This is a genomic window from Streptomyces sp. enrichment culture (assembly GCF_964272895.1).
Classification (GTDB): Bacteria; Actinomycetota; Actinomycetes; order Streptomycetales; family Streptomycetaceae; genus Streptomyces.
On sequence record NZ_OZ186832.1, the window covers coordinates 7,341,909 to 7,366,273 of the forward strand.

General features: G+C 71.0%; 16 protein-coding genes and 2 pseudogenes. 13 read left to right on the forward strand and 5 right to left on the reverse strand.

Going from position 1 to position 24,365, the window contains the following annotated elements; all coding sequences use genetic code 11:
- The 4 genes from ACSU6M_RS32710 to ACSU6M_RS32725 all read left to right on the forward strand — a co-directional run bounded on the left by ACSU6M_RS32710 (position 1) and on the right by ACSU6M_RS32725 (position 9,249).
- A complete protein-coding gene (locus ACSU6M_RS32710) occupies positions 1 to 2,772 on the forward strand; it encodes a fumarate reductase/succinate dehydrogenase flavoprotein subunit (protein WP_437074696.1) in 2,772 nt (923 codons plus the stop codon).
- A 219-nt stretch (positions 2,773 to 2,991) separates the two neighbouring features.
- On the forward strand, positions 2,992 to 4,710 hold the full coding sequence (locus ACSU6M_RS32715) for a SpoIIE family protein phosphatase (protein WP_437074698.1): 1,719 nt from the start codon (positions 2,992 to 2,994) through the stop codon (positions 4,708 to 4,710).
- A gap of 157 nt (positions 4,711 to 4,867) precedes the next feature.
- Positions 4,868 to 5,224, forward strand: a complete 357-nt coding sequence (locus ACSU6M_RS32720; protein WP_437074700.1) for a CU044_2847 family protein — start codon at positions 4,868 to 4,870, stop codon at positions 5,222 to 5,224.
- Entirely contained in the window at positions 5,200 to 9,249 is a 4,050-nt protein-coding gene (locus ACSU6M_RS32725; RefSeq protein WP_437074701.1) for a trypsin-like peptidase domain-containing protein, read from the forward strand. The genes ACSU6M_RS32720 and ACSU6M_RS32725 overlap by 25 nt, the downstream gene beginning before the upstream one ends.
- A 19-nt stretch (positions 9,250 to 9,268) precedes the next feature.
- Here ACSU6M_RS32725 and ACSU6M_RS32730 read toward each other — a convergent pair whose 3' ends face one another.
- A complete protein-coding gene (locus tag ACSU6M_RS32730; protein ID WP_437074703.1) occupies positions 9,269 to 9,862 on the reverse strand; it encodes a GNAT family N-acetyltransferase in 594 nt (197 codons plus the stop codon).
- 124 nt (positions 9,863 to 9,986) lie between these two features.
- Between ACSU6M_RS32730 and ACSU6M_RS32735 the strand changes: the two genes are divergently transcribed.
- From ACSU6M_RS32735 to ACSU6M_RS32745, 3 genes are all read left to right on the forward strand, one after another.
- Entirely contained in the window at positions 9,987 to 10,517 is a 531-nt protein-coding gene (locus ACSU6M_RS32735) for a GNAT family N-acetyltransferase (RefSeq protein WP_437074704.1), read from the forward strand.
- 73 nt (positions 10,518 to 10,590) lie between these two features.
- On the forward strand, positions 10,591 to 10,965 hold the full coding sequence (locus tag ACSU6M_RS32740; RefSeq protein WP_437074706.1) for a nuclear transport factor 2 family protein: 375 nt from the start codon (positions 10,591 to 10,593) through the stop codon (positions 10,963 to 10,965).
- Between the two features lie 176 nt (positions 10,966 to 11,141).
- Positions 11,142 to 11,783, forward strand: coding sequence for a hypothetical protein (locus ACSU6M_RS32745; RefSeq protein ID WP_437074707.1), 642 nt, complete (start codon positions 11,142 to 11,144; stop codon positions 11,781 to 11,783).
- Between the two features lie 28 nt (positions 11,784 to 11,811).
- Here the strand turns inward: ACSU6M_RS32745 and ACSU6M_RS32750 are convergent, their stop codons facing one another.
- Both ACSU6M_RS32750 and ACSU6M_RS32755 read right to left on the reverse strand, forming a co-directional pair.
- Positions 11,812 to 12,933, reverse strand: a complete 1,122-nt coding sequence (locus ACSU6M_RS32750) for an IS630 family transposase (RefSeq protein WP_437074708.1) — start codon at positions 12,931 to 12,933, stop codon at positions 11,812 to 11,814.
- A gap of 85 nt (positions 12,934 to 13,018) precedes the next feature.
- Complete coding sequence (locus ACSU6M_RS32755; protein WP_437074710.1) at positions 13,019 to 13,657, reverse strand: TetR/AcrR family transcriptional regulator; 639 nt, start codon at positions 13,655 to 13,657, stop codon at positions 13,019 to 13,021.
- A gap of 67 nt (positions 13,658 to 13,724) precedes the next feature.
- Here ACSU6M_RS32755 and ACSU6M_RS32760 point away from each other — a divergent pair, with 67 nt between their 5' ends.
- Positions 13,725 to 15,329 carry an FAD-binding oxidoreductase gene (locus tag ACSU6M_RS32760; RefSeq protein ID WP_437074711.1) on the forward strand — a complete coding sequence of 535 codons (1,605 nt, stop codon included), beginning with the start codon at positions 13,725 to 13,727 and terminating at the stop codon, positions 15,327 to 15,329.
- A 185-nt stretch (positions 15,330 to 15,514) separates the two neighbouring features.
- On the opposite strand, the pseudogene ACSU6M_RS32765 reads toward ACSU6M_RS32760, so the two are convergent.
- Positions 15,515 to 16,276, reverse strand: a pseudogene (locus ACSU6M_RS32765) (collagenase); the annotation flags it as partial.
- Between the two features lie 563 nt (positions 16,277 to 16,839).
- On the opposite strand from ACSU6M_RS32765, the gene ACSU6M_RS32770 reads away from it, so the two are divergent.
- The 5 genes and pseudogenes from ACSU6M_RS32770 (at position 16,840) to ACSU6M_RS32790 (ending at position 22,256) form a co-directional block, all read left to right on the forward strand.
- Entirely contained in the window at positions 16,840 to 17,658 is an 819-nt protein-coding gene (locus tag ACSU6M_RS32770; protein WP_437074713.1) for an SDR family NAD(P)-dependent oxidoreductase, read from the forward strand.
- A gap of 198 nt (positions 17,659 to 17,856) precedes the next feature.
- Entirely contained in the window at positions 17,857 to 18,936 is a 1,080-nt protein-coding gene (locus ACSU6M_RS32775; protein ID WP_437074714.1) for a hypothetical protein, read from the forward strand.
- A 31-nt stretch (positions 18,937 to 18,967) separates the two neighbouring features.
- Positions 18,968 to 19,447, forward strand: coding sequence for a hypothetical protein (locus tag ACSU6M_RS32780; RefSeq protein WP_437074716.1), 480 nt, complete (start codon positions 18,968 to 18,970; stop codon positions 19,445 to 19,447).
- Positions 19,448 to 20,040: 593 nt separating this feature from the next.
- Positions 20,041 to 20,418: pseudogene (locus tag ACSU6M_RS32785) on the forward strand (ROK family protein); the annotation flags it as partial.
- A 98-nt stretch (positions 20,419 to 20,516) separates the two neighbouring features.
- A complete protein-coding gene (locus tag ACSU6M_RS32790) occupies positions 20,517 to 22,256 on the forward strand; it encodes an alpha-glucosidase (protein ID WP_437074717.1) in 1,740 nt (579 codons plus the stop codon).
- Between the two features lie 2 nt (positions 22,257 to 22,258).
- Here ACSU6M_RS32790 and ACSU6M_RS32795 read toward each other — a convergent pair whose 3' ends face one another.
- Positions 22,259 to 24,361, reverse strand: a complete 2,103-nt coding sequence (locus tag ACSU6M_RS32795) for a SpoIIE family protein phosphatase (protein WP_437074719.1) — start codon at positions 24,359 to 24,361, stop codon at positions 22,259 to 22,261.
- Between the last annotated feature and the right edge of the window lie 4 nt (positions 24,362 to 24,365).

A 24,365-nucleotide genomic window follows, 5' to 3' on the forward strand; every position in this document is an offset into this window, starting at 1 on the left:
GTGACCACCCCACTTGAGATCCCCGCCCTCGGCGACGCCGAGGAACTGACCTGCGACGTCCTGGTCATCGGCGGCGGCACCGCCGGCACCATGGCCGCCCTGACGGCCGCCGAGCACGGCGCGGACGTCCTGCTCCTCGAGAAGGCCCACGTCCGCCACTCCGGTGCCCTCGCCATGGGCATGGACGGCGTCAACAACGCGGTCGTCCCGGGCCGCGCCGAGCCCGACGACTACGTGGCCGAGATCACCCGCGCCAACGACGGCATCGTCGACCAGTCCACCGTCCGCCAGACCGCCACCCGCGGCTTCGCGATGGTGCAGCGACTGGAGTCGTACGGCGTGAAGTTCGAGAAGGACGAGCACGGCGAGTACGCGGTCCGTCAGGTGCACCGCTCGGGTTCGTACGTGCTGCCCATGCCCGAGGGCAAGGACGTCAAGAAGGTCCTGTACCGGCAGCTGCGGCGGCGCGAGATGCGCGAGCGCATCCGCATCGAGAACCGGGTGATGCCGGTCAGGGTGCTGACGGCCGCGGGGAGGGCCGTCGGCGCGGCGGGCTTCCACACGCGCACCGGGGCCTTCGTCACCGTACGCGCGGGCGCGGTGATCCTGGCGACCGGCGCGTGCGGCCGCCTCGGCCTGCCGGCCTCCGGCTATCTGTACGGCACGTACGAGAACCCGACGAACGCGGGCGACGGCTACGCGATGGCGTACCACGCGGGCGCCGAGCTGACCGGCATCGAGTGCTTCCAGATCAATCCGCTGATCAAGGACTACAACGGCCCGGCCTGCGCGTACGTCGCCAATCCCTTCGGCGGCTACCAGGTCAACCGGCACGGGCAGCGCTTCGTCGACTCCGACTACTGGTCGGGCCAGATGATGGCCGAGTTCGCCGCCGAGGTGGCGAGCGACCGCGGCCCGGTCTACCTCAAGCTCAGCCATCTCCCGGAGGAGTCGGTGTCGGCCCTGGAGTCGATCCTGCACTCCACCGAGCGGCCCACCCGCGGCACCTTCCACGCGGGCCGCGGACACGACTACCGCACCCATGACGTGGAGATGCACATCTCCGAGATCGGCCTGTGCGGCGGCCATTCGGCGTCGGGCGTACGGGTCGACGACCACGGCCGTACGACCGTTCCCCGGCTGTACGCCGCCGGGGACCTGGCCTGCGTTCCACACAACTACATGATTGGCGCGTTCGTCTTCGGAGATCTGGCGGGCGCGGACGCGGCACGGTACCGGCCCTACGAAGGGCAGTTGCCGCCGGATCAGCTCCGCGAGGCGCACGAACTGGTCTACCGCCCGCTGCGCAACCCCGACGGTCCGCCGCAGTCCCAGGTCGAGTACAAGCTGCGCCGCTTCGTGAACGACTATGTGGCTCCGCCGAAGTCCGGTGCCCGGCTGTCACTGGCGCTGGAGGCGTTCGAGCGGATGCGCGCGGACATCGCCGCGATAGGGGCGCGCACCCCGCACGAGCTGATGCGCTGCGCGGAGGTCACGTTCATCCGCGACTGCGCGGAGATGGCCGCACGGGCGTCCCTGGCCCGCACGGAGTCCCGCTGGGGCCTCTACCACGACCGGCTCGACCATCCGCGGCGCGACGACGCCTCCTGGTTCCACCATCTCGACCTGCGCAAGTCGCCCTCGGGAGCGATGGAGTTCACGGCCCGCCCGGTGGCCCCCTATCTGGTCCCGGTCGACGGGTTCACCGCGGTCGGCGGCCCCTCACGCCCTCTCGGCGAGGTCCGGCCGGAGCAGGTGGCGACGGCGGGGGCACGCGAAGCGGCACCGGTGGCGATGGGTCAGCAGACGCGCCGCGGCGACGCCGCCCGTCCCGCCGGCGGCACCGACGCGACGGCCAGCCCGCGGTTGCTCGAGCTGCTGTCCCTCGGCGAGGACGAGCCGCACCTGTCCGACCTCGTCCCCTACCTCACCGACCCCGAGCACGCAGTGCGGCGCACCGCCGTCACCGTCCTGACGGAGACCGTGCCGCAAGGGGCCGGACCGGCCCTCGCCGCCGCGCTCGCCGACTCCGACCCCGGCGTCCGGGCCGCCGCGGCCGCCTCACTGCGCGAACTGGTGGAGACGCTGGACCCCGAACCGGCTTTGCTCGACGGCCTCGCCGCCGCCACGCACGAGGCCGACCCCGTCGTCCGTGCCGTCGCGCTGGACGCCCTGCGCGTCCTGCGCCTCGGGGACGCCGCCCTGTTCGCGAAGTCCCTGACGGACACGGACATCACCGTCCGCGTCGCGGCGGTACGCGCCCTCGTGTCGGTCGACGCGGCCGGAGAGCTGGCCCGCGCGGCGACCACCGACGCGTCCCGCGAAGTCCGGGTCACCATCGCCCGCGGCTTGGCCACCCTGACCGCGGAGCCGCCGGCCGACACGGCGCCGGCCGGTCCCGACCGGGACACGGTCCGCTCGGCCCTCGCCGGACTCCTCGACGATCCCGACGCGCTGGTGCGCGCGGCAGCCTACGAGGCACTGGGTGCCACCGGCTGCCCGGCACCGCTCGCCGCCCGCGCCCGGGCCGCGCTGTCCGACCCGGCCTGGCAGGTCCGCGCCGGCGCCGCGACCGCCCTGTCCGCCGCCGCCCCCGGCCCCGCCGTCCCCGCCCTCGCCAAGTCCCTCGCCGACCCCAACGCCGACGTCCGCAAGGCCGCCGTGCGGGCCCTGACCCGGCACCGCGCCACCGAAGCCGCGCGAGCGGCACTGGCCACCGCCACCACGGACCCGGACGCGGACGTCAGGGCCTACGCGGCCCGGGCGCTGTGACGCCACGGGCCCACCGTGGCCTAAGCTGCCCACGGACGCCGCGGCCGGTGCCCGGACCTCCGGAGCCGGTACGTGCGACGCGGTGCCGGAGCGGGATCATCCACGCCTCTGGTCGCTGTGCGGCCCGCCGCGGGGGTACACGTCAGAAGCAGGCCATGCCCAGCTGACATGGCCGGCGACGAGCGGGCTGTTCGGCCCTGTCGGCGAGGAGGCCGGAACATGGCGGGGCCGAGACACACCGAGTCGCTGGAGAGACAGCCCGTACCGGAGGCGTCCCAGGCGCTGAGAACCGCACTGGACGCCATCGGCACGGGTGCCTACGTGGTGGACGAGAAGGGCTGCGTCCTCGCGGTCAACACCCGCGCCGAGGAACTTCTGGCGCGGCCCGCCACCGGTCTCGTCGGCTACGACGCGCATGATCTGCTGCATCGCGGACCGCACGGCGAGCCGCTGCCGAGGAGCCGGTGCGCGATGCGGCAGGCGTTCCACGCCGGCCGCCCCGACCAGGCCGACGGCGACTGGTTCGCCCGCGCGGACGGCACCCTCCTGCCGATCTCCTGGCTGATCACGCCGTACGACCTCGGTGACCAGGGCACCGGCACCCTGGTGATCTTCCACGTGGCCGAGGACCCGCAGGGACGGGTCCGGCCGGCCCGACCCGCGGTGGCGTCGCTGCCGGAACTGGAGCGGCTGGCGCTGCTGGCGGAGGCCACCGCACAGCTGACCTCGACGCTCGATGCCGACGAGACGCTGCGGCGGCTGGTGACCCTCGTCCTGCCCCGCCTGGCGGACTGGGTGATCGTCGACCTGATCACCGAGCGGGACGAGGTGTGGCGCACCCTCGTGGCCCATGCCGACGAGGACGGGTTCCAGCGGTACGAGGAACTGGAGGGCCCGATGCCGCGGGTCCTCGAAGACTCCCTGATGCCCTTGTCCCGCGCCCTGCGCGGGGTCGCCTCGACGGTCGCCGGACCGGAGACCTACAGCGGCGCACCGGACTCCGGAATCGCGGTCGAACAGCGCCGCCTGTTCCACACCACCGGGATGCACTCAGCGGCCATCGCACCCATCCGCGGGACACGCGAGGTGCTGGGCGCCCTCACCCTGGGCCGCGCGTCCCAGCCGGCGGCCTTCACCACCGCGGACCTCGCCCTGGTCGAGGACGTGGCACGGCGTGCCGGTCTGGCCCTGGACAACGCCCGCCTGTACCAGCGCCAGCGCAAGGTCGCCGAGACCATGCAGAACCACCTGCTGCCGCAGATGCCGGACGTCCCCGAACTGGAGATGGTGGCCCGCTACCTGCCCGCCCCCGATGCCTCCCAGGTCGGCGGCGACTGGTACGACGCCTTCTCCCTGTCCGACGGAGCCACCGCCCTGGCCGTCGGAGACGTCGTGGGCCACGATCTGGAGGCGGCGGCCGGCATGGCGCAGGTGCGGAACATGCTGCGCGCCTTCGCGTGGTCCCACAACGAACCTCCCAGCCTGATCGTCGAACGGCTGGACGGAGCGATCGAGCACATCACCGACGTCAGCATGGCCACGTTGATCTTCGCCCGGATCGCCGCGGCCGGCAGCGGCCACTGGGAGCTCTCCTGGACCAACGCGGGCCACCCGCCGCCCCTGCTCATCAGCCGCGAAGGCGTGGCGGACTTCCTCACCGCCGGCCACGGCATGCTCCTGGGCATCGGGGGAGCGGGCATCCCGCGTCCGGACGCCACGGCGCTGCTGCGGCCCGGCGCCACCCTCGTGCTCTACACCGACGGTCTCGTCGAGGCCCCCGGCGACACCATCGACACGGGACTGCACCAGCTGCGCCGCCACGCCGCCGCGCTGGCGCACGCCCCCCTCACCGTGCTCACCGACCAGCTCCTGCGCCGCGTACGCCCCGCCGGCAACCACGACGATGTCGCCCTGCTGGCCCTGCGCGCCCCGCTCTGAGGTGCTCCTCCGGCAAGGCCGCGATCACCAGCCGGGTCGCCGCGCCGGACCCGGAAGGGCCGGGCGCCGGCTCGTTCCCCGGTCCCCAAGGGGCTGAATCCGGCCCCGAGTTGGCGCTACGCTTCGTACCCGTCGAACTACTCCACGGAGGGGGCCCATGGGGGACAGCCTGCGGGACGGAGGACACGCCGACGGAACGGACCGCCTGATCCTGCTCGACGTGGAAGGGCAGCGGGTCTACATGGCCGTACGAGAGCTCGACAGCAGGTACGGCGGCGAGCAGGAGATCTCGGGCCGGGTCCGCAGGCGTCTGGACGAGGCGCTGGAGGGGCTGACGAGCACCGCGCGGGCCGTGGTGACACAGCTGCGGCAGAGCGAAGCCACCCGCGTGCGGGTCCAGTTCGGCTGCGAGTTCGCCGTCGAGTCGGGATCCGTCGTCGCGGTGATCGGCAAGGCACGCACCTCCTCGGCCTTCACAGTGGAGCTGGAATGGGAGCAGCCGCCGACTCCGTGACCCCGGCCGGGCTCACCGGCTGGGAAGGACTCCTCAAGGCGGCGACCGTGCGGCTGGAACCGCCGTCCGGTGACATCGGCACCGGATTCGTCATCGCCGAGGGACTGGTGGCGACCTGCGCGCACGTCGTCGCCGAGGACGAGCGCTCGCTGCCCAAGCGGGTCCTCGGCCACGTCGTCGCCCTCAACCGGGAGCTGACCCTGGAGCCCGTGCCCGGCTCCTACGTCCGCGACCGGGACGGCGGGCTCGACCTGATCCTGCTGCGCATCGCCGACACCTCGCGCACCCCCGCACCGCCGCTCCAGCCGGTCCTCACCTCGAGCGTGCTCCGGATCGGCGACGAGTTGTGGACCTACGGCCATCCGCTGCGCGGCTTCCGGTCCGGCCAGTCCGGCACCCTGCGCTACCAGGGCACGGATCTGCGCAGCGACCGGGCAGGCGCGCCCTGGCTGCCGCACGCGGAGGGACGCGTGGGGGAGGGATACAGCGGCAGCGCCGTGATCAACATCCGTACGGGCGCGGTGTGCGGCATGCTGAGCACCTCCGACCTCACCTCCAGTGCCCATCTGGTGCCCGTGGCGGAGATCCTCGCGCGCTGTCCGCCGGACGCGGACCGGGCGGCCCTCAAGGGCGACTGGCCACGGCGGCTGAGCCGCAGCCAGCTGGAGGCGGGCGGGTGGGGGCGGGCCACCCCTCTGCTGCGGGACTACCTGAGGGGTGCGCAGGCCGTAGCCGACGGACAGCATCCGTATCCCATGATCGAGGGCGACCCGCCCCGGACCCTGTCCATGGTGTACGTCAGCCCGTCCGTCGGTTCGGAGGAGACGGAACCGGCCGCGTCCGGCGCGGACGGCACCGGCGGGGAACCGCGTAACTCGGACAACGAGCGGATCCCGGCCGAGGAGCTGTTCCGGCTGGACGCGGACATCCTGCTGGTCGGCGCCCCCGGCGCCGGCAAGTCGAGCCTGCTCCGGCACGCCGTCACCGAGCTGGCCGCGCGATGGAAGCCGCCCGAGGAACGGCACGACGTGGTTCCCGTCCGGGTGGATGCCCGCGACCTGGCCAAAAAGTTCCCACTCAAGGCCATGGTCAAGGCCGTGAACAGCGAGATCCTGCCCTCCTCGGCCCAGGGCTGGCCCCCCGAGTGGTTCGACGGGCCTCCCGTCCCGGCCGCACGCTGGCTGGTCCTCGTCGACGGGCTCGACGAGGTGGGCGACTCGGACGCTCGCGCGGGGGTGATCGAGAAGATCACCGAACTGCGGGAGCGGAGTGTGGGCGACAACTACCGCTTCCTGGTGACCACGCGTCCCCTGCCCGCCAAGGAACTGCCTCCCCAACTGCGCCGGTTCGACCTGCTGCCACTGGATCCGCGGCAGTTGTCCGACTTCGCCACGCGCTGGTTGACGGCCCTGAAGGTCGACGACCCGGAGCGTGCGGCGGACCTCTTCCTCGACCGCCTCGAAGCCTCCGGGATGACGGATCCGGCACGGACACCGCTGATGGCCTCCATGCTGTGCCAGCTCTTCAAAGCGGACCAGGACCAGCCGCTGCCGCGCGGGCGCAGTGCCGTGTACCGGGAGTTCGTCAGAGCGACCCAGGGCGGCAGACGCTGGAACCGCAGCGACAGCCCCTGGCCCCAGCTCCTGACCAGGGCCACCAAGGACTACGGTGACGCGGGTGCCGCGGCACTGAAGAGCCTCCGCGCGCAGCTGCCCGCCCTGCTGGAGCGCCTTGCCTACGAGCGCCACAACGGCACCGACGGCTCGGCCTTGCAGCTGCTGACCAAGTGGTCGAGAACCATCGGCCGCAAGGTCATGTCCGAGGACGACTGGGCCGAGCTGTCCGGCCGCGCCCTTCCCGAACTCCTGCGCGCGTGCGGCCTGTTGCGTCAGCGGCGCGACGACTTCGTCTTCATCCACCAGACGTTCGCCGAGTACCTGACCGCGCGTTGGATCGCCGGGAACCCGCGGCTCAGCGCCAGGGAGTTCCGCCTGGTCTTCGGCCACGACCCTCGATGGCCTTCCTGGGCCCTGGGCCTCACCCGCGACTCCGATCCGGCGGCCACCTCCGTCGTCCGCTTCCTCGTCGACGCCTGGGCGCAGAAAAGGCAACGCGGGCTCCATCCGGCCCTGCGCAGGCTCGCCGCGCGTGACGAGGGCGCGGCCCTGATCGCCACCCTCGTCGCCGACGGTGCCAAGGTCGACGAGGTCGCACGGAAGACCGCCATCTCCGTGCTGCACCGAGCCGCCCTCGCCCTGGACCACGAGGCCGCGGTGTCCCTGGCGCGGATGGGGGACCGGCGGGGTGTCACCATCCTCATCGAGACGGCCGAACGGCACCGGAGCCTGGAGCATCGGCTGAACGCGGCCCGCGGCCTCGCCGACCTCGGCAACCCGCGCGGCATCCAGGTCCTGCGCGCCATGGCGGCGGACCCCACCGCGGACGGCCGCGTTCCGGCCGCTGAGGAACTGGTGCGCCGAGGCGACCCGACGGGTACGCGTGTTCTCGTCGAGATCGCGAGGGGTCCCGAGAACGCATCGCCTCTCTGGCTCGAAGCCGCGAGGACCATGGTCCGGTTGCAGCTCCCGGAGGGCACCGAAGCCCTCGTGGCCCGTATGACCGACACCGGCGCATCGAGTCAGGCACGGATCCTGGCGGCCGAGCAACTGCGCGAACGGTACCCCGGCACGGTCGCGGAGACGCTGGCGGAGCTCATCCGCGGCGATCTGCCGCCGCAGGACCGCATCCGGGCCCTCAGCCTGCTGCGGCCGTCGTCCCACGACCCACGCACCGACGTCGTGCTCGCCGGACTGGCCGAGGATCCGCGGCTGCCGGTGCATCTGCGCATCGAGGCGGCGCGGGCCGTCCACGACCGCGAGCGGCAGGAACGGCTGCTGGTGGCCGCCGCGTCGGATCCCGACGCCACTCCCGAACTGAGACTGACAGCCCTGCAGGCGGCCCCGACCGCCAAAGGCCGCCACATCACGGACCTGCTGCTGTCGATCGTCGACGACCGCTCCGCTCCGCCCGCCGTCCGCTTCTCCGCCGTGCACCGAATGCCACCGTCTCCCGAACCCCGGACCAGGACCGAGGCGGCGCTGACAGCCCTGCTGAAGCACCCCGGCCTGCCGTCCAACTCGCGCAGCTCACTGATGGAACACACGGTTTCGTGGTGGGCTCCGCAACCCGCCGAAGGGCGCCGGTCGCAAGGGCGCCGGTCGCAAGGGCGCCGTTCGCAGCAGGCGTCCCCATGGTGGGCCGACACGGTCAGTGACCTGGTCACCGACGACCGACGGGACGAGAACGAGCGCCGGCACCTCATCACGCAGTTGAGCCGGGTCGGCGCCCGAACCCACCTGATCCGCCTGGCCGCGGCCGAGCCCCTGCCCGGCAGGCTGCGCCTCCTCGCCGCGCGCAAGGCCACCGCCCTCGCCGCCGAGCAGGGCGCCGGGGGCGACGTACGACTCGCCCTGGTCCGCAATCTGAGACTTCCCCTGCGCCACTACCTCGTCGCTCTCGCCCAGGTCGTCTGGGATCTGCTCGTCGACCTCGGCAAGCAGTTGGCGGGGGCCTGCCGAGACGGAGGCAATCGGCTGGCGGCGGCCTGCCGGGACGCCGGCCGAAGCTTCGTCGAAGCGGTGAGAGCCGCGATCGACTGGTCGCTGACCACCCTCCTCCGGCTGCCCTTCCTCACCCTTCTCGCCGTCCTGCCGTTCGCGGTCGCGGTCGCAGCGAACGCGTTCGGGGTGGCCTGCACGGCCGCGGACCCGCCCGAGGACTGGAAGCTGCGGGTGTACTTCATGGTGACCGCCCTCCTGGTCAGCACGCTGTATCTCGGGGCGAGCGCGATGTGCGGGATGGGCAGGGAGGGACGCAAGACCATTCTGTACGGCCTGGTCGCGGGGGCGGTCATCGGTCTGCTGCGCATCCCGGAACCCGCGGTCCTCAACGAGATGGGGGCGTATCTGGCGGCCGTGATTCCCTGGGACAGAGAATGGCAGGTGCCTGACGCCCAATGGACCTGACGCCCAATGGACCTGACGCCTAACGGACCTGACGCCGCTCCTCGCCGGCGGCCGTCGGCACGGCGGACGGCCGCCACTCCCGCCTGAGCAACCCGAACACCCACGAGTCGGAAACCTCGCCGTTCACCACGCAGTCCTCGCGCAACGTGCCCTCCCGCACGAACCCGAGCTTCTCGAGGACGCGGGCGGATGCCACGTTGCGCGTATCGGTCTCGGCCTGCACACGATTCAGGTCCGACGTCTCGAACGCCCATCGCAGCAGGGCGTGCGCGGCCTCCGTCGCGTAGCCCTGGCCCCACATCGCATCGCCGAGGACGTAACCCAAGGAAGCGCTGCGGTAGTCCGGGTTCCAGCCGATCAGCCCGCACCAGCCGACGAAGGCCCCGTCACCGGCGCGCTCGACGGCCACCCGCGCCCCGGTGCCTGCGTCCGCCATCTCCCGGCACACCATGATGAACCGCTCGGCGCGGGCCGGTTCGGTCCACGGCGGGGAGTCCCAGTAGCGCAGCACATGGGCGCTGCTGTGCAGGGCGAAGAGGGGGCCCGCGTCGGCGTCGGCGAAGGGGCGCAGCCGCAGGCGAGCGGTGTGCAGTGTGGGGGTGGGCAAGGTCATGCGCACCATCTTGTGGCCTCATGGGCCCGCGGGACACCGAATATCCCGGTCCCGGTCCATGACGGGCGGTCCCCGGTCGGGATATTCGCTGGTCGCCGTCTGTCGAGGTGGCCATACTGCCGCGATGGACCCGGTGACTCTTGAGACCGACCGTCTGGTGCTGCGGGCCTTCACCCCTGCCGACGTGGATGCGGTGCACGCGGCCTGCCAGGACGAGGACATCCAGTTCTACACCCCCGTGCCGGTGCCGTACCGGCGTGCGGACGCGGAGAGGCTCGTCGGCGAGAAGCTGCCCGCCCAGTGGGCCGAGGACAGGGACTACACCCTCGGCGCGTTCCGCAAGGACACCGGCGCCCTGGTCGGCTCGTACTGCCTCACCTTCCTCAGCCGCGGGGTGTGGGAGCTCGGTTACTGGGCGGTCAGGGAGCAGCGCGGACGCGGGTACTCCGTGGAGGCCGCCCGGGCCCTGTGCGACTGGGGCTGGGCCACGCTCGACGTCCACCGCATCGAGTGGTGGGCCATGGTCGGGAACACCGGCTCGCGTGCCGTCGCCGAGAAACTGGGCTTCACCGTCGAAGGGACACTGCGCCGTCGCGGCATCGCCAACGACGGCAGGCCGCACGACTGGTGGGTGGGCGGACTGCTGAGGCCCTGATGCCCGGGCCGGCGCTTCGCCGCCCGCGGGCGCCGTCTCCTCGCCTCCTCGACCCTGCTGGTATGACTGGGGGATGCAGGAAGAACTCGCCCGGTCGGCGATCGACACGTTCATCTCCGCGTTCAACGCCTCCGACGACAGCTATGTGACCTCGTTGCTGTCGCAGGCCCTGACCCCGGACGTGGTGTTCTGGGGGCCGCTCGGCCGCAGTGAGGGGGTCGCGGCGGTCGAGAGGTTCGTGCTGGATCTCAGGCACCACCCGGCCGGGACGGGGACGATGGTGCGCTGCTCCGCGGTGGACATGCCGGGTGAATGGGCCCGCTATCAATGGGTGTTCACCACCCCGGACGAGGGCCCGCGCCTGGCGGGAACGGATGTGGTGCACCTCAGGCGCAATCTCATCGACCAGATGATCGTGTTCGCGGGCGACATCAAGCCCTCCCCGTGAACCACGCCCGCCCGGTGACCGACGGTGTCAATGGCCGGTCGGGCGAGTGCGGATTGCCCTTCGCCGGAGGACCGGTCGGTTCGGCTAGTGCTCTGACCGCATACCTTCGCCGGGTTGGGCGGGTGTGGGGCCATTAATGCCAGCTACCTGGCGAGGCATCCGCCTATGCTCGGCTCGTGCAGCCGCTTTCCGACCGCAGCAATCTGTTGATCAAGGCGTTCCCAGCCGAGCTTGCAAGCGATGCCGCGGCAGTCCTGGCGGTGATGCCTGACTCTCGGCTCCAGCCGCATGCCTCGTTCTCGGTCGTTGTAGAGGGCCAGCAGGTTTTGATCCCTGGGCGCCTCTACAACGACGAGCCGTCAACTGACAGGGTGGCGTCGCTTTCGTCGCGCCAACAGCAGCTTCTGCACTGCCTGTACTCAAGGCACTGCGACGGGGTGGTCAGGCAGCGCCACCTGGAGAAGGTCGTTGGTTCCACGGACCCGTGGGTCGTCCCCTTCGTCGTGCAGCTGGTCGGCGAGTACGTCTTGGAGATCCTGGTCGTCATCTGCGATGAGCTCCGTGATCTCGCCACGCCCGGCACCTGCGGCCACCTCGCTTACGGGCAGTTCATCGTGGACAACCCTGCCTTTTTCGCGCGCACTCAACGGCGGGTCGTGAGCTACTGGAGCTGCTACTACCGGGGCACCTACGCGAGTTTTCGGGGCTACCCGGGCAGCACGATTCTTGACATCCTACGGTCCGCTGCCTCCGACAGAGCAGGACATCCCTGGCCCAACCTCGCTCCAGCCGGCGCCAGGGTGGACGGCTACTGCTAGGACCGGCCGGGCAAGGTCGCCGGGCTGGTCAAGCGGCATCGGCGAGGGGACGTCCGCCCCAACGGATGCCCTTCTCGCTGCGGATGCGAGCGCGCTCGCGGCGCTGGGCTGCCAGCACGTCGGGGTGACGGGCATTCGCGTTGCGCCAGCGCAGATAGGCGTGCAGGGCCCGGGTCTGCACGGTGTGGTTGCGGTGGTTGGAGTTGGCGATGGTGAACTGCCGCAGCGGCCCGAAGTGCGCCTCGATCGGGTTGGCCCAGGACGCGTATGTCGGCGTGAAGCACAGCTCGACGCGGTTCTTCTTCGCCCAGCGGCGGATCGTCTCGCCCTTGTGGGCGGACAGGTTGTCCAGGATGACGTAGATGGGGGCGCCGTCCGGTCGGGCGGCCCGGACCGATCTGAGCGCGGCCAGCGTGTTCGCGGCGCCCTTCTTCCGGCGGTTGACGCCCCAGAGCGTGTCGTCACCAACCGAATAGCAGCCGTGGAAGTACCTGACGCCATGCGTGCGGTGGTAGGTCGCCGGGTGCCGCTCGGGGTGACTGGCCGGGGCCCAGCCCGCACCGCCGGTGGGGCGGATGCCGAGCGGGCCGAACTCGTCGAACGCGAAGACCCGGTCCGGGAAGCGGTTCAGGATCTCCTCGATCCGGTCCAGCTTTGCCTCGCGGTCGGGGTCCGGAGACTCCTTCCACGTCTTGGTGCGCTGGAAGGTGATGCCGCGGCGGGCGAGCAGACGGCGTAACGCCTCGCGGCCGATGCGGATGACCCGCCCATGGACCTTCCGCAGGTGGGCCAGCAGTTTACGGATGGACCAGCGAGTGAAGGGCTGGCCGAGCTTGGTCGGGCGGGTGGTGGCCGTCTGAACAACGAAGTCCTCGTCGTCAGGACTGAGCAGGCGGGGACGGCCTCCCGCCCACCGAGGGTCCAGACAGGCCAGGCCGATCTCGTTGAACCGGTGGATCACATCCCGGACGGTGTCCTCGTCGGCCTGCACCAGCTGGGCGATCACCGGGACCCGGTTCCTGCCGGCCGACGCCAGCAGCATCATCGCGCGTCGGAAGCGGACCGAACTGGTGCTGCCCCGGCGCACGATCTGCTGCATTTTCTGCCCCTCCTGGTCGGTCAACCTGCGCACGCGGACAGGCTCAGCCACCGCACCCCCCAGCACTCGGATCGGAACGTCACGCAACATCCAACCGCCCCGACCACCAACCCGGCGAACCAATGTGGTCAGCGCACTAGGTGGGGTCGGCGCCGAGGGCGAGGATGGTGCGGCCGGCGGTGAAGAGTCGTGCACAGCGTTGTGTCATGGCTTCGGGGGACTGGTCGGGGTGCTGGACCCACCAGCGGACCAGGGCGGTGCACAGGCCGCGCCAGGCGTAGGTGAGGGCGTCGGCGTCGAGCGGGTCGCCGGCTCCGGCCGCGTGCAGGAGTTCGGCGGTGCCGGTCGCGGCGAGGTCGTCGATGGCGTCGCGGTAGTACGCCGCGCGTCGGGCCGCGTCGGTGCCGGGCGGCAGTGTGGGGTCGTAGAGGACGAACCATGCCTCGCGTTGCCCGTCCAGGGCGGTGAACAGCGCGTGCAGCACGCGCAGGGGGACGGGCGGTGCGCCGGCGGGGTGTTCGGCCATCGCGGTGCGGACGGCGTTCAGCAGTCGCTCACCGATCGGGTCCAGGCAGGCGACGTAGAGCTCTTGTTTGCTGCCGAAGTAGTGGTGCAGCAGTGGCTTGGTGACGCCCACGCGGGCGGCGATGGCGGCCACGGTCGTGGCCTCGTAACCGTGCCGGCCGAACTCCTCGGTGGCTGCGGCCAGGACCTGCCGTTCGCGAGCGGCCCTGGGCACGCCCTTGGTGCCGGCCTTGGAGGGAAGCACTGTCATGCGGCCCGATATTACCCTAAGGTAATTTTCCATCGGGTAAATTGCCTGCTTCCCTGGGAGCACACTCATGTCCGCCACCCCGTCCCACCCCGGCACCTCCCGCACCCGCTCCTGGTGGGGCTGGGGTTACGCCGACGCCCAGCCCGACGACGCCGAATGCGCCGCGCTGGGCGCCCTGCTGCCCGGCACCCTCGCCCGCCCGCTGCCGATACCGCGGGTCGCCGACCTGGCCGTCCCCCGCCCCTGCGTCTCGCCCCCGCCCGCACTCGCGCACCTGGTCACCGCCGATCCCGAAGTACGCGCCGCCCATGCCATGGGCAAGGCGTACCGCGACGTCATCCGTGCCCTGCGCGGCCGTCCCGGCCGTATCCCCGATCTGGTCGCCCGACCGGGCAACGCGCGGGACGTGTCCGACCTGCTGGACTGGGCCGGCGGACACGGCGTGGCCGTCATCCCCTTCGGCGGAGGCTCCTCCGTGGTCGGCGGCGTGGAGTACCGCGGCGACACCCACCGTGCCGTGCTGTCGCTCGACATGACCTCGATGGACAGGGTCCTGCAGATCGACACCGCCGGCCGCTCGGCGCGCATCCAGGCCGGCGCGCTCGGCCCCGTACTGGAAGAGCAGTTGCGGCCGCACGGCCTCACCCTGCGGCACTTCCCCCAGAGCTTCGAGTTCTCCACACTCGGCGGATGGCTGGCCACCAGAGCCGGCGGCCACTACGCCACCGTCCGCACCCACATCGACGACTTCGTGCAGTCTCTGCACGTCGTCACGCCGGCGGCCTCCGGCGCGTCCTGGCGTCTGCCCGCGTCCGGCGCCGGGCCGTCGCCGGACCGCCTGTTCCTCGGCTCCGAGGGTGCGCTGGGTGTCATCACCGAGGCATGGATGCGCCTTCAGCAACGCCCGCGACACAAGGCATCGGCCTCCGTGACCTTCGCCGACTTCCAGCAGGCGCTGGACGCGGTGCGTGCCGTCGCCCAGTCCGACCTCGCCCCGGCCAACTGCCGTCTGCTCGACTCCGGCGAGGCGCTGCTGGCCGGCGCCGCGCACGACGGCTCCGCCGTCCTGGTGCTGGGCTTCGAATCCGCCACCGGCCCCGTCGACGACCGTCTCACCAGCGCCCTGGACCTGGCCCGCGACCACGGAGGCCGCACCGGGGCGCTGACGCAGGACCGCGACGCCCCGGCCGATTCGGCCGTGAGCGCCTGGCGTTCGGCGTTCCTGCGCATGCCCTACCTCCGCGACGGCCTGGCCCGCATGGGCGCCGTCGTCGACACCTTCGAGACCGCCGCCACCTGGGACAAGATCCCCGCACTCATCCACGCCGTCCGCACCGAGGTCGGCGCGGCCGCCCTGAAGGCCACCGGACACCCGGCGACCGTCACCTGCCGCCTGACCCACGTCTACCCCGACGGCGCCGCCCCCTACTTCACCGTGGCCGTCGCCGGCCGGCCCGGCGACGAAGTGCAGATCTGGGACGACATCAAAGCCGCCGCGAACGACGTCCTCCACGGCCACCGCGCCACCATCACGCACCACCACGCCGTCGGCCGCGACCACCGCCCCGGCTACGACCTCCAGCGCCCGGAACCCTTCGCCCTGGCGCTGCGCGCGGCCAAGGACGCGCTGGACCCCCATCGCATCCTCAACCCGGGTGTCCTGATCGACTGATGTCCGGCGCACCGGCGAGCCGACGGGGAACGCGGCGTCCACCCGGCCGGGGGAGCCGCGGAGGCTTTCGCCGTGACGAGATCCCGACCGATCCGAGTGACCGGTCGGGATCCTCTCGTTCGGGGAGTCCTTCGGCGCCTGTGCCGGGAGACGGGGCCCGGCCGTGGCAGGCGTAAGGGTCAGGCGCCGGCCGCCACGGACGTCAGCCAGGCGTGCCAGTCACTCTCGTAGTCCAAGGAGGTGAGGAAGGAACGGGCGGCGGCCCAGTTTCCGGTGCGGTAGTGGCCGAGCACGGTGGCCACGTCGGCGGGGTGGCGCTCGACCATGTAACGGGCGGCGAGGTAGCCCCAGTTGTAGGTGCGGTTGACGTTGCTGTTGGCGTAGGTGGTGTCGAACAGCGTGCGCAGGGAGTAGGTGTGCTTCCCGGCCTCGGCGAGCGCGCTGGTGTAGGGGACGCCGCGGTAGGAGTAGGAGATGTACTCCGCGATGCCCTCGCCCCACCACACGGTGGGTGTGGTCTGGCTGGCGTCGAAGTCGCCGTACAGGTCGAAGCGGCCGTCGAGGTAGTGCGTGTACTCGTGGTTGAGGTTCCAGATCTGCCAGCCGGGGCTCACATCGGTGCGTTCGTAGCAGATGAACCGCGGCTGGTTGCCCGTTCTGGAGGGATCTCCCTCCAGGTACATGCCGCCGTTGTTGGTGTCGATGCCGTAGATCTTCCCCGCGTACGCCTTGTAGTCGGCGCTTGAGTTGAAGACATCGACCTCGAGGGTGGTGTTGTAGTCGTCCGCGACCGGCCCCGAGTCCTTGACCACGCCGTGGAAGAAGGAGTCCTGGCCGGCCAGGCTCGTGCAGGTCGCGGCGAGCTGGTCGGCGGTCATCTCCTGGGCGCGGATCCGCAGCGTGGGGCTGCAGTTGTGGACGATCGGCAGGATGCGCGATTCCAGTCGGCCGCCGCCGGTCCCGGCCGGGCCGGGAGCGCCTTTGGCGGTGCCGTGGGCCGGGCGCAGGCCCGGGTCCGCGAAGACGTGCTCCGGCTTGGGGCCGGCGGGGGACGCCTGGGAGGCGTGGGCGGGAGAAGCCGCGACTGCGGCGGCTATGAGCAACGTGGTGGCGACGGCTGTGGCGCGCAAGTCTCACTCCAGGGTGGGGAGTAGTGGGGTCCCGTCCGTGACGGGCTGCGCTGTAAAATGGCACATGTCACATGGCTTCTCAATGGTTTTGACAGGGACTCGTCGAGTCCACTTCTGCGCTCCAGGTCGGTGCACGGGCCTGACAGCCGGGCCTGTTCCGCCTCGGGTCGGGCAGGGGAGCGGCAAGCGAGCGCAGGTCACGGGGGTTTCCTGCGAGCTCTCAGCCCAGCCCCGCAACGGAACCCGGCACCCCGACCCGCTGCCAGGCGGCCCGGCTCGACGCCCGAGGCGGGGCGGAGAGGAGACGAGGCACCCCCGTGGTCCCCCCACGCATATGATCAGGAATCCGATCCGACACAGCGGCAGGAGGCCGAACCCGCATGGACGACCGGCGTGTTGTGGTGGTGACCGGAGGGGGAACGGGCATCGGTGCGGCCACCGCACGCCTGCTCCGAGCGGCCGGTCACGAGGTCGTCGTCTCCGGTCGGCGGCCGGAGCCCCTGAACCGCGTCGCCGAGGAGACCGGAGCGCTCGCCTGTCCGGCCGACACCACCGACCCGGAAGCGGTACGCCGCCTGGTGGACACCGTCGTCACCCGCTTCGGCCGACTCGACGGACTGGTCGTCAACGCGGGAGTGGGCCGAGGCGGGGGAGTCGGCGAACTCTCCGACGACGACTGGGAGTTGGTGCTCCGCACCAATCTCACCGGCCCCTTCCTCCTGATGCGGGAGGCGCTGCCCCACCTGCTGCGAGCCCGCGGCTCCGTCGTCGCCGTCGCCTCGGTCTCCGCCCTGCGCAACGGCGTCGGCAACGCCGCGTACGCCACCTCCAAGGCGGGGCTGCTGCAACTGTGCCGGTCGCTGTCCGTGGACTACGGCCCGCAGGGCCTGCGAGCCAACACGGTCTGCCCCAGCTGGGTGCGCACGGAGATGGCCGACCGTCGCATGGCGCGGTTCGCCGAAGAGGCCCGACTGCCCTCCGGTGAGGTCGACGAGGCGTACGAGGAGGCGACCCGGCTGCTCCCGGCACGCCGACCCGGTGACCCCCGAGAGGTCGCCGAGGCCATCGCCTGGCTCCTCTCGCCGGCCGCCTCCTTCGTCAACGGCGCCGTCCTGACCGTGGACGGCGGCGCCACCGCCGTGGACCCCGGGACCGTCCCCTTCGATTTCCGCATCGTCCCCCGCGACAGCGACGGCTGACCCGGCGAAGGGCAGAGCGGCGCATCCTGGCGGTCGCGTCGTCGTGTGCGCCGTCCGGAGTCCGGCCGCGGCGTCCCCGGCAGCGAGAGGACGCCTTGTCGCCTGTTCGTACGAAACCGGCGATTCGCGCGCCTCTTGCGCCGCCGCCCCACTGATCATGAAGCGACCGCATCCGCAAGCCGGCTGAAGGGCTGATCAGTGGGGAAAAGCCAGATCGCACGGGGAGCAGTAGCCGGCATTCTCCTGCTCGCCGGCACGATTTCCTCATCAGCGCCTGTCCGCGCTGCTGACAACGACGAGGGACGGGCGACGGACGTCGCGTACGTGAATCCGTACAGCATCCCCTGCGACGGAGTTCAGTACGCCGTTCGCAACGGTTACGTGTCGACGTACCACGCGAGTGCCGGAACGGCCCAGCACGTCAGCGAGGGCTACGTGGGGCCGTACACCTTCAAGGCCGTCAAAGGTGAATCCACGACCAACACCGTGACGGACACGCATACCGTCAGTGTGAAACTCGCGGGCAAGCTCGTGGGTGCGGACAAACTGGCCGAAGGTAGCGGAGAGCTGAGCTACACCCACTCGCATACGATCTCCGAGGCGAAATCCGTGACGTTCTCGACGGAGAACAGCTTCACCATCATGGCCAAGGGCGGGTACATCGAAGCCGTTCCGGAGTACGTCAAGACACAGGCCAACGCCGACTACTGGACCCGCTCGCCCGACGATCACTGCCGGCCCCGGCGGAGCAAGGACCGCTTGAGCATGGACGCTGTCACCTCCATGGGCTGGCGCCTGTTGTGCGGTGCCACGAGGAGGCCGTGCGTGGCGGGCAAGGACTACGAGGCGAAGACGGCCTCACGCCCCGCCGAGGAAAGCTCGGAATCGAGCGTCTACCTGCAGGCGAACATGCCGCACGTGCCCTATCGCCACGTCGAGCAGTGTCACTACACCGAGATGTTCCACAACCGCTGGCTGTGCGACTTCTCCCTTCCGGAACGCTGTGAGGTGGACGTCACGGGGTCGCACTCCTTCCACGCGACACTCGAATGCCCGAACACGGTCCATTTCAGGGGCTATCGCATCATGGGCAAGAACTACCACGAGGGCGTGACCACAGGGCAGTGGCCTTCGAAGAAGTTCGACTTCCGGGCCGACGACGAAAAGGCATGTGTGACCGCCCAGAAGTGCGACTGGGGAGAGGTCGCCTACGGAAGCCAGTGGACCCTCAGCGGCACCAATCGCGAAACCGTGAACCTCGTCACCCCGCTCTACTAGCCGCCCTCTCACCTTCGGATCGGATGAGCGAATGAAGCTCCGCGCCGCGCTGGCACCCGTCATCGCCCTCTTGTGCTGCGGAACCGCAGCAGGCTTCACCCTCGGCTCCGCGCATACGGACACCCGGGCCGTCGAGTGCTACGACCTGAAGGCCGATCAGCTCGCCAAGCCGTCGTTCGACAGCGCTTCCGGGCGGCTGCGCTATGCGTTCCAGATGAGCCGAGGAGGCGACGAGTGCTCCATCCGGGTCTCCTATCTGGACATCACCGCCACGGACGAGGGCTCCGTGGGCACCTACCGAAGCCTCGAGTACCACTCCTGGGTCGTCGCCGGCCACACGATCCTCGGCCCCGAGCACACCGTGCGTGACCTCGAGGTGGTCGTCCAGCCCAGGTCACCGGAGGCCAACCAGCCCTTCGACCACGGCAGCCGGACGAAGGCATGGGCCTGCTACGAGCACGCCCGCGACTGCACCGAGCCCGACTCCGTGGCGTTCACACCCGTCGAGTGAGAGGTGATGGCGTTCGGTGAACGTGCGGTAGTCGATGGAACCTCGCCCGCAGGGCTGCCTCGGGCGACCGGAGTGGGAGAAGGCCCCGCGAGGCGTGCGCCTCGCGGGGCCGGTTCGCTGTGGTGCGGCCGTCGTGCCACCGCGTCTTGAGCTGTGCGCTGCCGGCGGCGGTGACGGCCGCGGGCTGCGCGGCGGATACCGCCGGGACCGGGAGCGGTCGTCCGTGGGCCGGGACGGGATGTGTCTCCGGCACCTCCCATCCCTGAGGCCCCCTGGGATGCGGGCGGGAGAGCCGAACGAGCCGTGCGCAGCCGGCGCCGAGTTTTCTTTCTTGACGCATTAAAAGCGTCGGGGCCAGACTCCTGTCACGCGCAGTCGGCTACCAGGTCTGTCTGTTTCTGCCGGTCCCTCGCTGTTCCGGAGGCACGTGTGATGACCCCGTCCAAGATCCGTTTCTCGGAGCTGGTCGGTGAGCGGACCCGCGCGGAGATCTTCGCGACCGTGCTCACCGCGGGGCCCATCTCCCGCACCCAGCTCGCACAGCGGCTCGGACTGGCGCCGTCCAGCGTGACAAGGCCGTCGCCGGCAACTGGGCCGTCCTGCGCCACATCCAGGACGCCGGAGTGGAGTGCAGCGGCATCACCGAGGCCATCGAGCTGGCCCGTTCCGGCACCGGCTCGGCCCGGACCGTGAGCCGGTCCGCGTTCGCCGAGCCCGGCACTGCCCTCGGCAGGGGTCTGGCGGGGCTGTGCAACCTGCTGAACCTTCAGAAGATCATCATCGCTGGGGAGGGCGCGGTCGCCCATGACTTGTTCGGTCCCGCCATGACCCAGGCGATGCAGGCTCATGCCTTCTCCACCGCCGCCGAGGACTGCGACATCCGTGTCGATCCCGTCCAGCACGACCTGTGGGCCAGGGGCGCCGCGTGCCTGGTGATCCAGGACGCGGTCGGCGGCGCGGCCCTGAACTGACCTGAGGGGCCTCCCGCTGCTCCGCCCGGATCAGCGAGACACCCTCCGGCCCCACCACGAACAGCACCCAGCATCCGAGACACACGATGAGGTTCGACGTGCCCGACAACGTGCCCGGCCCCGCCGACTCCTGGTGGAGCAACGCGGTGGTCTACCAGATCTACCCCCGCAGTTTCGCCGACTCGAACGCGGACGGCATCGGTGACCTCCAGGGCATCATCGAGCGCCTCGACTATCTCGCCCAGCTCGGCGTCGACGTGCTGTGGCTCTCGCCGGTGTATCCGTCCCCCCACGACGACAACGGCTACGACATCAGCGACTACCAGGACATCGACCCGCTGTTCGGCACCCTCGCCGACTTCGACCGCCTCCTCGAGGCCGTGCACGAGCGCGGCATGAAGCTGGTCATGGACCTCGTCGTCAACCACACCAGCGACGAACACCCGTGGTTCACCGCCTCCCGCGACGGCGGCCCGCACGGAGACAAGCGCGACTGGTACATCTGGCGGCCGCCCCGCGCGGGCCTGGCACCCGGCACGCCCGGCGCCGAACCCAACAACTGGGGCTCCTTCTTCTCCGGTCCGGCCTGGACGTACGACGAGACGAGCGGGGAGTACTACCTGCACCTGTTCTCCCGCAAGCAGCCCGACCTGAACTGGGACAACCCAGAGGTCCGCCAGGCCGTGTACGCGATGATGCGCTGGTGGCTGGACCGGGGTGTCGACGGCTTCCGCATGGACGTCATCAACCTGATCTCCAAGGCCCCCGGTCTGCCCGACGGACCGGTGCACCAGGGTGCGCGGTACGGCGACGGGAGCGCCCACTACATCTGCGGCCCCCGCATCCACGACTACCTCGCCGAGATGCACCGCGAGGTCTTCGCCGGGCACCCGCGCCGGCTGCTGACCGTCGGGGAGATGCCCGGCGTCACGGTGGAGCAGGCGCGGCTGTTCACCGACCCCGCCCGGCGCGAGGTCGACATGGTCTTCCAGTTCGAGCACGTCGGCCTCGACCAGGGCCCCGGCGGCAAGTTCGACGCCCGCCCGCTGAAGCTCACCGACCTCAAGGCCAGCCTCGGCCGCTGGCAGACCGGCCTCGGCGACACCGGCTGGAACAGCCTGTACTTCTGCAACCACGACCAGCCGCGCGTCGTCTCCCGCTTCGGCGACGACAGCCCGGCCTTCCGTGACCGCTCGGCCAAACTGCTGGCCACCGTGCTGCATCTGCACCGCGGCACTCCGTACGTCTACCAGGGCGAAGAACTCGCCATGGCCAACGCCCCGTTCGCCTCCATCGACGACTTCCGCGACATCGAGTCCCTCAACCACTACCGCGACCAGCTCGCCCTCGGCGCCGACGAGGACCAGATCCTGGCCGGACTGCGCGCACGCGGCCGCGACAACGCCCGCACCCCGATGCAGTGGGACGCCGGCGAGCACGCCGGCTTCACCGCCGGCACCCCCTGGATCGCCGTCAACCCCGACCACCAGCACGTCAACGCCAAGGCCCAACTCGCCGACCCGGCCTCCGTCTTCCACTACTACCGGCGCCTGATCGAGCTGCGCCACACCGAACCAGCCGTCACCCACGGCGCCTTCCACCTCCTCCACCCCGACCACGAGCAGCTCTACGCCTTCACCCGCCACGACCGGCAGCGGGGCGTCGAACTCCTCGTGCTCGCCAACTTCGGACCGACCGACCTCACCGTCGACCTTCCCGACGGCTGGCAGGACAGCGACACGCTCATCGCCAACCTTCCCGCCACCTCCCCCCTCACGAGCACCTGCACGCTGCGCCCGTGGGAAGCCCGCGTCCACAGGCGCCGCACCGCCGACTGAGGTCACGGGGGCACGGAGCCGGGAGCTGGTCCCACCTCGGCGAGGACGATCACCGCGTCGTCGGTGGCTGCCGCGGGCCGCAGCTGCGCGAGGATGCTGTCGGCCTCCTCCTCCAACGTGGCCGAGGGGCGCAGCTCGAGCTGGGCGCGCAGGGCTTCGATGCCTCTGCCGATGTCCTGGCCACGCGCTTCGACGAGTCCGTCGGTGTACAGGACCAGGGTGTCGCCCTCGTGGAGTGCGATCTCGGTGGTGCGGAAGGGGACGCCGCCGACACCGAGGGGTACGCCCAGGACGTCGTCGATCGCCTCGACCGTGCCGTCCGGTCCGCGTCGCAGGGGCGGGAGATGTCCCGCGTTGGCGATACGGGCTCGGCGCGTCGTCGGGTCGTAGCGGATGTAGAGGCAGGTCGCGTAGGCGATGCCGGCCTCCTCGGCGCAGGCGTCGAGCTCGTGCAGGAGGTGGTCGGGCTCCAGGTTCTGGCGGGCCAGCGCCTTGGCGGTGATGCGCAGCCTGCCCATCGCCGCCGCGGCCGGTACGCCGTGCCCCATGACGTCACCGACCACGAGGGCCACCCGCTGGCCGGGCAGGTCGATCACGTCGTACCAGTCGCCCCCGACTTCCGTGTGGTGGCTGCCGGGGACGTAGCGATGGGCGATGCGCAGGGACGGGCTGGACGCCAGAGCGGTGGGCAGAAGGGCGCGTTGGAGGGTGAGCGCGATGTCCTGGACCCGGCTGTAGAGGCGCGCGTTGTCCAGGCACAGGGCGGCGCGTGAGGCGAGTTCGCCGGCCAGGGTGAGGTCCTGATCCGTGAAGGCCGGTCGGGCTCCGGAACGGCCGAACATGGTCACTCCCTGGACCGTGCCCCGCGCGATGAGAGGAGCGATGAGCAAGCAGGTCAGGCCGCTGTCGATGAGCAGGCGGGCACGGTCCTGGTGGATGACCGTCCGCGTCATGAACTCGTCGTCGATCGCGACGCGCACCGGCCGTCCGGTCGTCATCATCTCGTGGATGGCGGAACCGGGTGGGTAGGTCACGTTCTGCAGTCCGCCGACGAGCTCGTCGGCGGGTGGCGGCAGGCTGGTGCCGGATGCGATCCGGCGCGTGAGCAGGGGCTGGCCGGGGTGGAACACCTCGGGTTCGTCCATCCACTCCACGACCTCCACGACGGAGGCGTCGGCGAAATCCGGGACCACCGCTTCGACCAGCTCCCGCGCTGTGACGTTCATGTCCAGCGTGGTGCCGATACGGGCGGCGGCCCGGTCCAGCATGGCCAGCCGCTGGCGCCCTGCCGCCGCCTCCACGAGGGCCTGCTCACGGTCGGTGACGTCCACGAGGAGGCCGCCGAGCCCCGGCCTTGTGTCACCCGCCTGGCTCAGAGGGAAGAAGCTCACCGACCGCACCTGGTCGCGGTCGGGGCGGCCCGGTGTGCGCAGGACGACCAGCGCGCTCACGACGGGGCGGCTCTCGTCGGTCACGCTCCGCAGCATGTGCAGATACTCGTCGGCATCGGACGTGATCATGAACTCGTCCACGCGCCGTCCGATGTGGTCCTGGATCGGGACACCGTCCATGTCGGCCAGGGCCTGGTTGAGGTGGACGTAGCGCAGGTCGTCGTCGAGCATGACCAAGCCGATCGGGCACGTGGCGAAGAGAGCGTCCAGGAAGGCGAGGTTGGTCTTGACGCGATCGAGTTCGTCACCCCTGCTGGCCAGACCGACGATGACGGAGCGGTCGTCGCGGCCGGTCACGGGGAACACCCGGAAGCCGCAGTCGAAGACCGTGCCGTCCTGGTGCCGCGCCGGCATCCTTACCCGCCAGTAGCCGAGGGTGCGAGCCCGCTCGGCGAGCCGTTCGGCCGGGGTGGGTCCGTCCCCGGCGGCGGCCGGGAAGAGGGCGGCCACGGGCCTGGAGAGGGCGTCCGCGGCACCGTATCCGAAGAGCCTGCGGGCGCCGGGGCCCCAGTAGCAGATCCGGCCGCCCTCATCCATCGCGAACACGGCCACGGCCACGTGCTCGAGCAACGTGCCCGGCTCGGACCAGAGCGGCCCGCGAGCCGCTTCTTCCTTCGACCCGTTCGACGACACCAGGCTCCCCTTCACGCGCACACGC